We start from the raw sequence: 13,122 nt of genomic DNA on the forward strand, positions 1-13,122 counted from the left end.
CTTCGCGCGATGACGTCTCCTCACCGCTCCAAGCCCAGCGCGCCGAATGCACGCCTGCGCGGACTGGCGCCGCGCACGGCGGCGTTGCTGCAGGACGCCGCGCAGCGCCTGGACCGCAACGATCTCGACGGCGCCGAGCACGCGCTGACCGGCGCGCTCGCGCTGGCGCCGGCGCATGCGGAAACGCTGCGTCTGCACGGCCTGCTCGAGCAACGCCGCGGCCGTCGCACGGAGGCCGAGTCGATCTATCGCCGCGCGCTCGAGGCGCGTCCCGACGACGCGGCGATCCTGCTCCAGCTCGGCGAACTCGAAATCGACCGCGGCGGAACCGATGCCGCGCTCGCCGCGCTGCATCGCGCTGTCGAAGTCGCGCACGCCGACGCCGATCTGCAGTTCCGCGTCGGCGTGCAGCTCGACCGCCTCGGCCGGCACGAGGAAGCCCTGGCCTGCGGCCGCCGCGCGTTGCAACTGGCACCGGCGCATCCGCTGGCGCGATTGCTCACCGCGCGCAATCTGCAGGCGCTCGGACGCATCGAGGAGACCGCGGCCGAGTACCGCCGCCTGATCGCGCAGGGCGGTCCGCGCGCGTACCAGGCCTGGTTCAGCCTGGTCGACCTGAAGACCGTGCGGCTCGACGCGAAGGAAGTCGTCGCGCTCGAACGCCTCGCCGCCGATCCGAAGCTCGGCGACGACGCGCGCGGTCCGCTCGGTTTCGCGCTCGGCAAGGTCTACGAAGACGCGGCGCGCTACGACGACGCGTTCGCCGTGTTCGCGCGCGCGAACGCGATCGTGCGACGCGGCCTGCGCTGGGACGCGGCCGCATTCAGCCGCGAGATCGACGCGATCCGCGTCGCCTTCGACGGCGACGTCGCACAGGCGCCGGCGGATCTCGGCGCCGAAGTCGTGTTCGTGCTCGGCATGCCGCGCTCGAGCACGACGCTGATCGAGCAGATCCTCGCCGCGCACTCGCAGGTCGAGGGCGCCAGCGAGCTGCCTGACCTGCCGGCCGTGCTGGCGCAGGAATCGCAACGCCGCGGCCTCGCGTTCCCGCAATGGGTCGGCGCGGCGACGGCGGCGGACTGGGAGCGCCTCGGCCGCGACTACCTCGCGCGTACCGCGCGCTGGCGCGCGCGGCGTCCGCGCTCGACCGACAAGCTGCCCAACAACTGGATGCTGGTCGGTGCGATCCGCGCGATGCTGCCGGCGGCGAAGATCGTCGACTGTCGCCGCGATGCGCTCGAAACCTGCTGGTCCTGCTACAAGCAGCTGTTCGCGCCGGGACGCGCGAACTACAGCTACGACCTCGCCGAACTCGGCGCCTGCTGGCGCGACTACGACCGCCTCTCTCGCCACTGGCGCAAGCGCTGGCCGCAGCACCTGCGCGCGCAGGACTATGCCGCCCTGCTCGACGCGCCCGAGCGCGAGATCCGCGCGCTGCTGGAGTTCTGCGGCCTGCCGTTCGAGCCCGGCTGCCTCGACTTCCACGCCGCCAGCCGCGACATCCGCACCGCCAGCGCCGCCCAGGTGCGCCAGCCGCTGCAGCGCGACACCGCGCGTGCGGCGAAGTACGGCGAGCGCATGGCGACGTTGCGCACGGCATTGGCCGACGACTAGGCCTCCTCCGAGAACCTTCTTCTTCCCGCGACCGCGGAACGACGGGCGGCGAGATTTTTCGAGACGCCGCGCCGAGCGCGGCGGTTTCCCCCGGAGTTCAGCCGCAATTCAATGGCCGCTGCCGAGACTGCCGCGTCGTTGCGCTTTTGCGCGTGCCGGCGTGCCGGCTAAGATTCGGAGATGATGCTGATCCGACGCGGAACCCGCCTTGTTGCGTCCTTGCTGCTGATGTTCTGCGTGGCGTTCGCGCCCGCGCCCGCCGATGCGCGCGAGATCAGCGTGCAGGAAGCGGTGGAGCAGGCGCAGCGGCAGGTCGAGGGCAAGGTGTTGTCGGTGCAGACCTTGAACGTCGGCAAGCGCAAGGTCTATCGGATCAAGATGCTGACGCGCGACGGCCAGGTTCGCGTCGTGCAGGTACCCGCGGAGCAGTGACGTTCCGCCCGCTCGAAAACCAAATCCCATGAGAAGCGCGCCAAGGAAGGCGGCTCTCGAATCCCGCGATCAAGGACGAGCGCAAAGGAGAACCCCATGCGCGTACTGCTGGTGGAAGACGAAGCGCCGCTGCGCGAGACCCTGGCGGCGAGACTGAAACGCGACGGCTTCGCGGTCGACGCGGCCGGCGACGGCGAGGAAGGCCTCTATCTCGGCCGCGAGGTGCCGTTCGACGTCGCGATCATCGACCTCGGCCTGCCCAAGCTGTCCGGCATGGACCTGGTCAAGCAGCTGCGAGAGGCCGGCCAGCGCTATCCGATCCTGATCCTGACCGCGCGCTCGAGCTGGCAGGACAAGGTGCAGGGCCTGAAGAACGGCGCCGACGACTATCTGGTCAAGCCGTTCCACGTCGAAGAACTGCTGGCGCGACTCAACGCGCTGGTGCGCCGCGCCAGCGGCTGGTCGCGGCCGACGCTCGAATGCGGTCCGGTCGTGCTCGACACCACCGCGCAGACGGTCGCCGTCAACGGCAGCACGGTCGACCTGACCAGCTACGAGTACAAGGTGCTCGAATACCTGATGCTGCACGCCGGCGAGCTGGTCTCCAAGGCGGACCTGACCGAGCACATCTACCAGCAGGACTTCGACCGCGATTCGAACGTGCTCGAGGTGTTCATCGGCCGCCTGCGCCGCAAGCTCGATCCGGACAACGCAATCAAGCCGATCGAAACGGTGCGCGGCCGCGGCTATCGCTTCGCGCTCGAACGCAGCGATACGCCGGCCGAAGAAATCCAAGCCGACAAAGCCTGAGACGCATGGCGCGTCCGCTGTCGCTGCAGGCGCGCTCGCTGGCGGCGGCCGGCCTAGTGCTGGCCGCCTTTCTCGCGCTCGCCTTCTTCGCGCTCGACAGCGCGTTCTACCAGGCCGCCGAAAGCGGCCTGCGCGAACGCCTGCAAGGTTATCTTTACACCTACCTGGCCAGTTCCGACCCGAATCGCGCCGGCGCATTGATCCCGCCCGACGTCGGCCCCGACTCGCGCTTCGATCAGCCCACCGCGACCGGCCTCTACGCCGGCATCGTCGGCGGCAAGGTGGTCGGCGTGAAGGAGAAGGAATGGCGCTCGGCATCGGCGGCCGGGCGCGACCTGCCGTTCTCCGACCAGCTCGCGCCCGGCGACATCCGTTTCCGCGGCCCGGTGCAGACGCCCGAAGGCGAGCTGTTCGTGCTGTCGCAGGGCGTGATCTGGAACGCCGACGCGAAGAACGAACTGCACGTGACCTTCTACGTCGCCGAGGACAGTCGCGCGCTGCGCCGGCAGGTCGAGGTCTATCGGCGCACCCTGGCGATCTGGCTCGGTTCGCTCGGCGTGCTGCTGCTATTGCTGCTGCTGGCGGTGCTGCGCTGGAGTCTGTCGCCGCTGCGCCGCGTCGCCGCCGACCTGCGCCGCGTCGAGCACGGCGCGCAGGAGCAGCTCAACCGCCACTATCCGGTCGAGCTGTCCGGTCTCACCGCGAACATCAACAACTTCATCGAGGCCGAGCGCGATCGCGTCAAGCGCTATCGCAACACGCTGTCGGATCTCGCGCACAGCCTGAAGACGCCCTTGGCGGTGATGCGCAGCCAGTTGGAGACCGGCGCCGACGGCAAGGATCTGCGCTGGACCGTGCTCGAGCAGGTCGGCCGCATGGACGAGATCGTCGCCTACCAGCTCTCGCGCGCGGCCACCTCGGGGCACCAGACCTTCGCCGCGCCGCTGCCGCTGGAGCCGTACGCGGAGGAAGTCGTGCGCAGCCTGGAGAAGGTGTACGCGTCGAAGTCGGTGTTGTGCGAATTCGACGTCGATCCGGCCGCGCGCTTCCACGGCGACCAGGGCGACCTGCTCGAACTGCTCGGCAACCTGCTCGAGAACGCGTTCAAGTGGGCCAAGCGCCGCGTGCTGCTGACCGCGCAGGCGCAGCCGGCGACGAGCGGCAAGCGCGCCGGCCTGATCGTGCAGGTCGAGGACGACGGCCCCGGCATTCCCGACGAGAAGGTCGAATACCTCCTGCAGCGCGGCGTGCGCGGCGACGAACGCGTGCAGGGCCACGGCATCGGCCTGGCGATCGTGCAGGACATCCTCAAGGCCTATCACGGCGAACTGGTGGTCGACCGCTCGCCGAACCTCGGCGGCGCGCGCTTCACGATGCGCGTCGCGGCGCGTTGAGGAAGGCGCGAAGAATTTTGACGCGGATCGACGCGGATAAGAGCCGATAGAGCGCTTTTGATCTGCGTCCATCCACGTCGATCCGCGCCAACGTCCTTTGCTTTGCCTCATCTTCAGCGCGCCGCAGGAGAATCATGGCGTGCGGGAGAAGCAAGGCGGCTGGCTGCGGATCGGCGCCTACGAAAAAAATGCTCTATCGGCTCTTATCCGCGTCGATCCGCGTCCAACTGCTTTCGCTTCCCCGCGAACGATCAATTCGCCGCCAGCGCCTCGATTTCCGCGATCAGCCGCGCACGCACCTGCTCGCGGCTGTAGTTGCCGGTCACGTAGGCGCGCGCGGCGCGTGCCTGGTCTTCGCGCGCGGCCGTGTCGAGGGCGCGCACGGCGTCGATCGCCGCGTGCAGCTCGGCCTCGCCGCGGAACACGAAGCCGCTGCCGCTCGCCGCGACGTGGTCGGCGAGGATCTCGCACTCGCCGTTGACGACGATCGGCGTGCCCTGCGCCATCGCCTCCAGCGCGACGATGCTGAGGCTCTCGTACGGCGAGGGATGCACGAAGACGAGCGCGCCGGCCATCAGCGCCAGCTTGCGCTCCTCGCTGACGAAGCCGAGATAGCGCACGTGCTCGGACTCGCGCACGCCGAGCTTGTCGGCACCGGTCAGCAGCAGGCGCAGGTTCGACGGCTGCGCCCGCTGGTAGTTCTCGAACGCCTCGATCAGCATCGCGCAGCCCTTGTGCGTGTCGATGCGCCCGCAGTAGAGCAGGTACGGCGTCGATTCGCGCGCCGGCGCGACCGCGTCGGTGGCGACCGTCATGGCGACCAGGTTGCCGGCGTCGATGCCCCACAGGCGGCGGCCGAGGCGGCGTTCTGCCGCGGTGTTCCACAGGATGCGCGGCACGCGGCGCGCCATCTGCGCGTAGACGCCGAAGTACGCCGGCGGCTCGTCGTGCAGCGTCGGCACCAGGCCCCAGCGTCGGTGCCTGAGCGCGCGCGTGCCGTCGTAGGTGGTCGGGTACAGATAGGTCAGGAAGATCACCGCAGCGTAGTCGTCACCGTGGCGGTCGAGGTGCTCGATCAGGCCCGGACAGACCGGCCCCTGCGCACGCACGAATTCCTCCTGCAGCGCTTCCGGCCAGTCCACGCGTCCGCCGTTCGCCTCGACGTGCGCGAGCAGGCGCCGATGCAGATCGTGGAAATACAGGCCGCGCTCGCGCGCGACGCGGAAGCGCCGGATCGCGACGCCGTCGCGCCGTTCGACGCCTTCGCGCAGATCGTTCGCCCAGCTCACGTAGTCGCTCGCGGTGGTGGTCAACACGTCGACCGCGTAGTCGCCCGCGAGCAAGGTCGCGTATTGCCAGGCGTGCGCTTCGGCGCCGCCGGTCAGCGACTCGTGGCAGCGCGGCACGACGATCGCGATGCGCTTCACGACAGCGGCTCCAGTGCGCGGAAGAAGCGCTCGCGCAGCACCGCCGGCGCGAACTCGCGTTCGTAGCGCAGGCGCGCGGCGTCGCGCAGGTCGTTGCGGAAAGCCGCGTCGCCGCCGAGCCGCGCCAGGCTCGCCGCGTACAGCCACGGATCCTCCTCGGCCCAGACGACGCCGCCGCCGGCGACCGTCTCCGGGATCGCGCTCGAGGCGTGCGCCAGCACCGGCACGCCGAGCGCCATCGCCTCGATCAGCGGCACGCAGAAGCCCTCGTGGCGGCTCATCGTCAGGAACGCGTGGCTGGCGAGATAGGCGGATTTGAGCTGCGCCTCGCTCAGCGCGTCGAGCCACCACACGCGGTCGCCGAGGCGATGCGCCTCGATGCGCGCGCGGATCGCCTGGTTGTAGGCGTCCAGTCCCGGATCGGACCTGCCGACGATCAGCAGCCGCGCCGGATCGCCGTAGGCGTCGACGTAGGCGGCGAACGCGTCGATCAGCGCGACGTGGTTCTTGTTCGGCGCGACGCGGCCGACCATCAGCAGGTTGCGCGCACCGTCGTTCAATTCGTCGAGCAGGGCGAGGTCGGCTTCGGCGTCGAGCAGCGCCTGCACGCGGTGGAACGGCGCCAGTACGGCGCCGCGCGCGGCCGGCGTGCCGTTGGCGATCAGCTCGTCGAGGTTGTAGTGCGAGGCGGCCAGATAGCGTTCGCAGCCGAGGCCGGCCACCGCCGGAATCTCCTCGCGTCCCTTCGCGCAGGCCGACTCGTAGATCTTCGAGCTGCCGGCGAAGAATTCCGGGGGCGTGATGTTGTGGTAGCGCACGACGCGATAGCCGCGCACCTTGCCGAGCAGGTCCAGCGCGCGCGGCCAGCCGGTCGAGAAATGGTAGATGACCAGGTCGTCCGGGCCGCCGGCGAAGTCGGGCAGCGTGTCCGGCGCGTAGGTGGTCTCGGCGACGCCGTGGGCGACGTCGCAGAACACGCGCGTGTCGATGCCGCGCTCGCGCAGCAGCGCCGCCATCGCCAGCGTGTCGTTGCCGACCGCGTCCTTGCCGGCGAGCACCGGGAGCAGCAGCGCGGCCTTCATCGCGCGGCGACCTGCGTCAGCGCGGTGGCGAGGTCGCGTTCGAGCACGGCCGGGGCGAAGGTCGACGCGTAGCGCGCGCGGCCGGCTGCGCGCAGATGCTCGCGCAGCGCCGCGTCGCGCTGCACGCGCAGTACCGCGGCGGCGATCGTGTGCGGGTCGGCTTCGTCGAACAGCAGACCGGCTTCGCCGAGCGTCCACGGGATCGCGCTCGACGCGCGCGCGATCACCGGCGTGCCGAGCGCCATCGCCTCGATCAGCGGCACGCAGAAGCCCTCGTGCCGGCTCAGCATCACCAAAGCGTCGGCGCGTTCGTAGGCGGCGCGCAGCTCGGCGCCGTTCGCGTCCTGCATCAGCGTCACGGCGTCTTCGACGTCGCGCCGGTGGAGGTGCTGTTCCAAGGCCTCGCCGTAGCGCGACAGGTTCGGATCGAGCTTGCCGGCGGACAGGAGGTGCGCGGCATCGGCGCCCATCGCGCGCAACGCGGCCAGCGCGTCGATCAGGTCGACGTGCGCCTTGTTCGGCGCCAGCCGGCCGACCATCAGCAGCAGCGGCTCGCCGCGCGGCAGGCGTCCCGCCGACGGCGCGAGACTGCGCAACTGCTCGACTTCGTGGAACGGCGGCAGCAGCGCGCAGCGGCGCGGATCGACGCCGCGCGCGAGGAAGTCGTCGAGGTTGTACGGCGAGCAGCCGAGATACAGCTCGCAGTTCAGCGCCGCGTAGGCGTCGAGCTGGCCGCGGCCTTCGGCGCAAGCGGCGACGTAGCCGTCGGACCACTCGGCGAAGAACTCCGGCGGCGTGATGTTGTGGTAGCGCAGCACGCGCCGCGCGCGCGTGCGGCCGAACAGGGCGAGGGCGAAATCCCAGCCGACGCAGTAGTGGTAGACGATCGCGTCCGCGGGCGACTGCAGCCAGGACTCGATCTCGGCCGGCGCGCGGATCGGCTCGTCGACGCCGCGCGCATGCGGCGCGAACACGACGACTTCGTGGCCCTGCGCGCGCAGCGCGCGCGTCATGCCGAGCGTGTCGTTGCTGACCGCGTCGTGCGGAGCCAGCCCCGGCACCAGCATCGCGATCCTCATGCGCGCGCGGACTCGTCCGCCGTGCGACGCGCGAGCACCAGCGCGGCGTCGCCGTCGCGCAGGATTTCCGGCGCCCGGAAACCGGCCGCCACCAGCCAGGCGCTCCAGCGCGCCGCGTCGAGATCGCCGCCTTCGCCGAGGCGGTAGGGCTCGCGTTCGCAGCGCAGGGCCAGCCAGCCGTCCGGCTTCAACGCGCGCCGCGCATGATGCAACGCGTCGATCCGCGCCGATTCGGCACCGACGAACGCGTCGACGCCGAGGCTGATCGCGTCGAGGTCCGCATCGGCGCAACGCACGAGCGTTGCGGCCGGATCGCCTTGCGCGATGCGCGCCTGCGGCGCGCGCTCGAGCAGGTGCGCATTCGCCTCGACGCCACTGGCATCGAGGCCGCGCGCGGCCAGTGCGGCGAGCCAGGCGCCATCGCCGCTGCCGAGGTCGAGGACGCGCGCCGATGGCGGCAGGTGCTGCGCCAGCGCGGCGCTCCACTCGGCGTGACGATCGCGCCGCACCGCGGCGGAGGACGGATTTTCCGGCAGCGCCGCGGCGAACGCGTCGGCGCGTTCGCGCTCGTTCGCGGCGACGTCTTCGAGTTCGGCCAGGCTGCGTTGCAATGAGGCGACCCAGTGGTTCGCCGCATGCACGTAGTGACGCAGGTCGACCAGTTCGTGCGCGACCGCGCCGGCGCGCCCCTCGAGCGAGTCGGAACGCAACTCGAGCGCATGCGCGCGGTCTTCGAGTCGCGCCGCGCGCTGTTCGAGATCGTCGACGCGCAGTTGCAGGCGGCGGATCTCGCCGCGCAGCTCGTCGCTGCGGCGATCGTGTTCGGCGCTGAGCGCCTGATGCGCCGCCTGCGCTTCGTCGAAACGGCGGACGTTGTCGCGCTGCGCGTCGGCGACCGCGGTGAAGCCGGCGGCGGTCGAGGTGTCGGCCGCGCGCTGGTGCCGCAGCAGCAGCGGCAGGCCGGCGAAGGCGAGGCTCCATTGCAGCGCGTAGCCGAGCACCGGCACGCGCGCCAGCTTCGCCAGCGCGTAGCGCGGCAGCAGGCCGCGCACGCGCGTGCCGACGCGGCGGCCTTCCGGCGACCAGCGCAGGTTGCCGATCACCTCGGCCTTCGGCGCGCCGGCGGCGAGCAGGCGCAGCTGCAGCGTGGCACCGGCATCGTCCGGCGGGCGTTTCAGGATCGCGCGGAAGACGTGATCGACGAAGGCGATGTAGTGCGGTCCGGTCAGCTCGCCGATGGCGTAGTCGAGCCGCTCGCGCTCGATGCCGTCGGCGACCGCGGCCTTCGCCGCACGCGGCGGCGGATCGCGGCGCGGCAACGGCGCGCGCTCGCGCGCGGCTTCCGCTTCGAGGCGGATCTCGGCTTTGACGCGTTCGAGATAGTCGTCCTGCCGGTCCGGATTCACGCTTCGTCCGATCCTCTACGTGGGCGGTCGCGCATTATGGCGGCCCGCGCGACGCGAGTCGAAGGCCGCGGGCCGGCGCCGCGCGCGCGGCCGGTTGCCAGCGGCGGCGTCGGACGACTATCGTTGCCGCCCTGTCGCCGAAGCCCGGAGTCCCCATGCGTCCGCTCGTCCTGACCGCCCTGATCGCCTCCGCCCTGGCCGCCTGCAGCCCGTCGACGCCGCCGGAATCGAGCGCACCGAAGGCCGCGCCGGCGCCCGCACCGGCCAAGCCCGCCGCGGAAGCGCCCAAGCCCGCCGAGGCCGCCGCGCCGGCGAAGGAGATTCCGGAAGGCGAATGCGGCGACCAGTCGAAGGTCGCGCCGGAGCAGCGCATCGTGAACACCGCACGCTGGTCCACCGCGAGCGAGCAGAACAACTTCGGCTTCGACGTCTGGCGCGGCGACAGCGAGAAGGGTGAATTCACCAAGCTGACCAAGGACCCGATCCTCGGCGCCGGCACCTCGGACGAGACGCACAAGTACGAGTACCGCGACGACACCATCGATCCGTGCAAGGAATACTGGTACTACATCGAGCAGACCAATACCGACGGCTCGAAGGAAAAGATCTCGCCGGTGTTCAAGGCGCCGGCGAAGCGCCGCGCGGTCGGCAGCCCGGCGGTGCCGCCGGCCGAACCGGCCAAGGGATGACGGATCGCGCCGCGCCGCGATGAATGCCGCGGCGCCGGCACGTCCGCGCGAGGCGCGTCGCCGCCGCCTCGCCGCGGCGCTGTTCGTCCTGCTGTTCGCCGTTTCGCAGGCGCTGGCCTGGGCGGCCTACTACGCCTGGGGCGCCAAACGGCTGATCGGCGACGAGGCGACCTACCAGGACACCGCGCTGGCGATCCTCGCCGGCGGTGCGTGGATGCCGAGCACGATCTGGCCGCCGCTGCAGCCGCTGCTGCTGGCGGCGACCTACGCCATCGCCGGCGCGCACGTGCTCGCCGCGCAGCTGGTGCAGACCCTGCTGTTCCTCCTCTGCGGCGCGCTGCTGCGCGACCTGTGGCGGCGCCTCGGCGGCAGCGTCGCCGCGGCGAACATGGCGGCGGCGCTGTTCCTGCTCAATCCGGCCACCGCGTCGTACGCGCTGTGGCTGTGGCCGGAGATCGTGCATCTCGCCTTGCTGCTCGCCGCGCTGTGCCTGCTGGCGCGCGCCGCGTCGAGCCTGCGCGCGTTCGCCGCCGGCGCCTGCGTGGGACTGGCGATCCTCGCCAAGAGCCTGCTGTCGGCGTTCTGGCCGGTCCTGTTGCTGATGTTCTGGCGTCGCCGGAAGCCGTATCTGGCCTGGCGGCCCGCCGCGCTGTTCGTGATCGCCCTGGGGCTCGTCACCGCGCCGGCGCTGCTGCACGGCTGGCGCGAATACGGGCGTCCGATGATCGCCGACAGCTCGGTCTACAACCTCTGGGTCGGCCTGACCGATCGCTGGCGCAGCGACTACGTGCAGGACATGGGCGGCGCGACCCTGCCGGAATTCCTCGCCAGCGGCGCGACGCCGCCGCAGCGCAACGCGGCCTATCTCGACAAGGTGCGCGGGCTGGTCGCCGAACGCGGCCTCGCCGGCGTGCTCGTCGATCAGCTCGAACGCCAGTATTTCCGCCTGTTCAGCGCGAAGACCTTGCTGGTCTCGCAGCTGCCGGGGCCGGCCTGCGCCGGCCACCTGTCGGTGTACCGCACGCCGCCGTGGCTGACGCGCACGCTGACCGCGGCCAACGACGTGCTGCACGCGCTGGTGCTCGCCGCCGCGGCATTCGGTCTGGCCTGCTGGCGACGGCGGCCGGATCGCCTCGCGCTGGTCGCGGCGCTCTTTCTCGCCTATCAGCTCGCGCTGTTCGCCCTGATCCACGTCAAGGCGCGTTTCCTGCTGCCGATGTTGCCGTTCCTGTGCGGTTTCGCCGGCAGCTTCCTTGCCGCGCTGCGCGCACGCCGCCTCGACGCGGGACACCTCGAGGCGATCGCGCTGACGCCGCCGCGGCTCGTCCTCGGCGCCGCGCTCGCCGCGCTGCTGCTGTTCCTCGCCTTCGCCGGCCCCTGGCTGGACGGACTGTGCGCGGCGTGAGCGGCGAATCCGGTATCCTCGCAAGGTTCTCGACCTCGCTTCCTCCATGCGTCAGCACCTGATCGAACTCGTCCTCTTCAGCACCTACGCGGAATTGCGCGCCGAGCGCGCGCGCAGCTATCTCGGCCTCGCCTGGTGGGTACTCGACCCGGCGATGCAGATGGCGGTGTGGTGGCTGCTGATCCACGTCATCCTGCGCGCCGGCGGACCGGACTACCTGCCTTCGCTGCTGATCGGCGTGACGCTGTGGCAGTGGATGAAGTCGTGCATGATCCACGGCGGCTACGCGATCTGGAGCAACCTGAATCTGGTGCGCCAGGTGGCGCTGCCGCCGCTGGTGTTTCCCGTCGTCGCGGTGCTGTCGGACACGGTGAAGTTCTTCTACATCTTCGCCGTGCTGCTGGTGATCCTGTGGGTGTCCGGCTATCCGCCGAGCTGGGCCTACTTCGGGCTGCTGCCGCTGTTCGTCGCGATCCTGCTGCTGTCGGCCGGCGTCGGCTTCATCATCGCCGCGATGGTGCCGCTGCTGCCGGACCTGCGCTTCGTCATCGAGCAGGTGCTGAACGTGGTGATGTACCTGTCGGGCGTGGTGTTCATGCTGTCCAACATCCCTTCGCCGCTGCGCGAGGTGCTGGCGCTCAATCCCATCGCGGTGATCATGGATGCCGCGCGCGGCATCCTGATGCACGGCCTGTGGCCGAACTGGGTCGGCCTGACCAAGGCCAGCCTGATCGCCCTGGTCGCGTGCGCGCTCGGCGCGTTCGTGGTCGCGCGCCTCGCGCCGCGCTATCCGAAGCTGGCGGCCTGAGATGGGCGAGATCCTCGTCGAGCTGCGCAACGTCGGCGTCGCGTTCAGCGCGCAGCGGCGCATGAACGACCATCGCTTCTGGGCGCTCGAGGACGTCGACCTGACCCTGCGCCGCGGCCAGCGCCTCGGCGTGATCGGCCGCAACGGCGCCGGCAAGAGCACCCTGCTGCGCGTCATCGCCGGCATCCTCGCGCCCGATCGCGGCACGGTGAAGCGCGGGCCGGTGTCGTGCCAGCTGCTGTCGCTCGCGCTTGGCTTCGTGCCGCACCTGTCCGGCCGCGACAACGCCGTGCTGTCCGGCCTGATGCTCGGCCTGCGCCGGCGCGACATCACCGCGCGCCTGGCCGCGATCCACGAGTTCTCCGAGCTCGGCGACTTCTTCGAGCAGCCGATCGCGGCGTATTCCTCCGGCATGATGATGCGGCTGGCGTTCTCGGTCGCGATCCAGGTCGAGCCCGACGTACTGCTGATCGACGAGGTCATGGCAGTCGGCGACGCCGAGTTCCAGCAGAAATCCGGCGCCGCGCTGCGCGCGCGCATGGGCGAAGGCCACACTGTCGTGCTGGTCAGCCACGACGAGACCCAGATCGCCTCGCTGTGCGATCGCGTGCTATGGGTGGAGCACGGCAAGAGCATCCTCGAAGGCGACCGCGACGAGGTGTTCGAGGCCTATCATCGCGACCTGCACCTGGTTCCGACGCCGAAGGCATGAAGGGCCTGGACACCGCACGTCTCGATACCCTGGCGCGCCGCCTCGGCCTCGCGCCGCGCCAGCTCGCGCTGGCCGCCGCGCGCCTCGCGCACGACGAGGCGGCCGGCGCGCAGCGCCGCCGTGCCGTGCTCGCCGAAGCGCACGCGCCGACCGCCGCGATGGAACACGTCGCGTCGCTGATGGCGACGCCGATCGCCGGTTACGCGCTCGACGAGGTCGATCGCGCGCTGGCGTCGCTGTGGCCGACGACGACGGACACCTAGC

General features: G+C 70.9%; 13 protein-coding genes. 9 read left to right on the plus strand and 4 right to left on the minus strand.

The features are described from left to right. Window positions 1–9: 9 nt before the first annotated feature. The 4 genes from J7520_RS00625 (at window position 10) to J7520_RS00640 (ending at window position 4,250) form a co-directional block, all read left to right on the plus strand. Complete coding sequence (locus J7520_RS00625) at window positions 10–1,614, plus strand: tetratricopeptide repeat-containing sulfotransferase family protein (protein ID WP_291182736.1); 1,605 nt, start codon at window positions 10–12, stop codon at window positions 1,612–1,614. Between the two features lie 180 nt (window positions 1,615–1,794). Further along, complete coding sequence (locus J7520_RS00630; protein WP_291182738.1) at window positions 1,795–2,046, plus strand: PepSY domain-containing protein; 252 nt, start codon at window positions 1,795–1,797, stop codon at window positions 2,044–2,046. 96 nt (window positions 2,047–2,142) lie between these two features. Beyond that, window positions 2,143–2,856: a response regulator transcription factor gene (locus J7520_RS00635; protein WP_291182740.1), complete on the plus strand. Its 714-nt coding sequence runs from the start codon at window positions 2,143–2,145 to the stop codon at window positions 2,854–2,856. 5 nt (window positions 2,857–2,861) lie between these two features. Further along, window positions 2,862–4,250, plus strand: coding sequence for an ATP-binding protein (locus J7520_RS00640; protein ID WP_291182742.1), 1,389 nt, complete (start codon window positions 2,862–2,864; stop codon window positions 4,248–4,250). Between the two features lie 251 nt (window positions 4,251–4,501). On the opposite strand, the gene J7520_RS00645 is transcribed toward J7520_RS00640, so the two are convergent. From J7520_RS00645 to J7520_RS00660, 4 genes are read right to left on the minus strand one after another with little or no spacing between them, the layout of a single operon-like run. Continuing rightward, window positions 4,502–5,677 (minus strand): glycosyltransferase family 4 protein, encoded by a 1,176-nt coding sequence (locus tag J7520_RS00645; RefSeq protein ID WP_291182743.1) that lies wholly within the window; start codon window positions 5,675–5,677, stop codon window positions 4,502–4,504. Continuing rightward, entirely contained in the window at window positions 5,674–6,759 is a 1,086-nt protein-coding gene (locus tag J7520_RS00650; protein ID WP_291182745.1) for a glycosyltransferase family 4 protein, read from the minus strand. Before J7520_RS00650 ends, J7520_RS00645 begins: the two co-directional genes overlap by 4 nt. Beyond that, complete coding sequence (locus J7520_RS00655) at window positions 6,756–7,838, minus strand: glycosyltransferase family 4 protein (RefSeq protein WP_291182747.1); 1,083 nt, start codon at window positions 7,836–7,838, stop codon at window positions 6,756–6,758. The genes J7520_RS00650 and J7520_RS00655 overlap by 4 nt, the downstream gene beginning before the upstream one ends. Beyond that, a complete protein-coding gene (locus J7520_RS00660) occupies window positions 7,835–9,244 on the minus strand; it encodes a methyltransferase domain-containing protein (RefSeq protein WP_291182749.1) in 1,410 nt (469 codons plus the stop codon). Before J7520_RS00660 ends, J7520_RS00655 begins: the two co-directional genes overlap by 4 nt. A 155-nt stretch (window positions 9,245–9,399) precedes the next feature. On the opposite strand from J7520_RS00660, the gene J7520_RS00665 reads away from it, so the two are divergent. Genes J7520_RS00665 through J7520_RS00685 form a run of 5 tightly spaced genes read left to right on the plus strand, consistent with a single transcriptional unit; the run spans window position 9,400 to window position 13,121 of the window. Further along, window positions 9,400–9,933 (plus strand): hypothetical protein, encoded by a 534-nt coding sequence (locus J7520_RS00665; protein WP_291182751.1) that lies wholly within the window; start codon window positions 9,400–9,402, stop codon window positions 9,931–9,933. Window positions 9,934–9,952: 19 nt separating this feature from the next. Next, on the plus strand, window positions 9,953–11,338 hold the full coding sequence (locus J7520_RS00670) for a hypothetical protein (RefSeq protein WP_291182753.1): 1,386 nt from the start codon (window positions 9,953–9,955) through the stop codon (window positions 11,336–11,338). A 46-nt stretch (window positions 11,339–11,384) separates the two neighbouring features. After that, the gene (locus J7520_RS00675) at window positions 11,385–12,146 is read left to right on the plus strand and encodes an ABC transporter permease (protein ID WP_291182755.1); all 762 of its coding nucleotides are present in this window, start codon (window positions 11,385–11,387) and stop codon (window positions 12,144–12,146) included. A gap of 1 nt (window position 12,147) precedes the next feature. Further along, window positions 12,148–12,858: an ABC transporter ATP-binding protein gene (locus J7520_RS00680; RefSeq protein WP_291182756.1), complete on the plus strand. Its 711-nt coding sequence runs from the start codon at window positions 12,148–12,150 to the stop codon at window positions 12,856–12,858. Next, the gene (locus tag J7520_RS00685; RefSeq protein ID WP_291182758.1) at window positions 12,855–13,121 is read left to right on the plus strand and encodes a hypothetical protein; all 267 of its coding nucleotides are present in this window, start codon (window positions 12,855–12,857) and stop codon (window positions 13,119–13,121) included. The genes J7520_RS00680 and J7520_RS00685 overlap by 4 nt, the downstream gene beginning before the upstream one ends. The last annotated feature ends 1 nt before the right edge of the window (window position 13,122 follow it).

It is taken from the genome of Dokdonella sp. (genome assembly GCF_017744955.1).
In the GTDB taxonomy this organism is placed as follows: Bacteria; Pseudomonadota; Gammaproteobacteria; order Xanthomonadales; family Rhodanobacteraceae; genus Dokdonella_A.

Bases quoted from the DNA above. Each gene is read 5' to 3' on its own strand.
- J7520_RS00625 (WP_291182736.1), top strand. From the start codon at position 10: ATGACGTCTCCTCACCGCTCCAAGCCCAGCGCGCCGAATGCACGCCTG.
- J7520_RS00630 (WP_291182738.1), top strand. From the start codon at position 1,795: ATGATGCTGATCCGACGCGGAACCCGCCTTGTTGCGTCCTTGCTGCTG.
- J7520_RS00635 (WP_291182740.1), top strand. From the start codon at position 2,143: ATGCGCGTACTGCTGGTGGAAGACGAAGCGCCGCTGCGCGAGACCCTG.
- J7520_RS00640 (WP_291182742.1), top strand. From the start codon at position 2,862: ATGGCGCGTCCGCTGTCGCTGCAGGCGCGCTCGCTGGCGGCGGCCGGC.
- J7520_RS00650 (WP_291182745.1), bottom strand. From the start codon at position 6,759: ATGAAGGCCGCGCTGCTGCTCCCGGTGCTCGCCGGCAAGGACGCGGTC.
- J7520_RS00655 (WP_291182747.1), bottom strand. From the start codon at position 7,838: ATGAGGATCGCGATGCTGGTGCCGGGGCTGGCTCCGCACGACGCGGTC.
- J7520_RS00665 (WP_291182751.1), top strand. From the start codon at position 9,400: ATGCGTCCGCTCGTCCTGACCGCCCTGATCGCCTCCGCCCTGGCCGCC.
- J7520_RS00670 (WP_291182753.1), top strand. From the start codon at position 9,953: ATGAATGCCGCGGCGCCGGCACGTCCGCGCGAGGCGCGTCGCCGCCGC.
- J7520_RS00675 (WP_291182755.1), top strand. From the start codon at position 11,385: ATGCGTCAGCACCTGATCGAACTCGTCCTCTTCAGCACCTACGCGGAA.
- J7520_RS00680 (WP_291182756.1), top strand. From the start codon at position 12,148: ATGGGCGAGATCCTCGTCGAGCTGCGCAACGTCGGCGTCGCGTTCAGC.
- J7520_RS00685 (WP_291182758.1), top strand. From the start codon at position 12,855: ATGAAGGGCCTGGACACCGCACGTCTCGATACCCTGGCGCGCCGCCTC.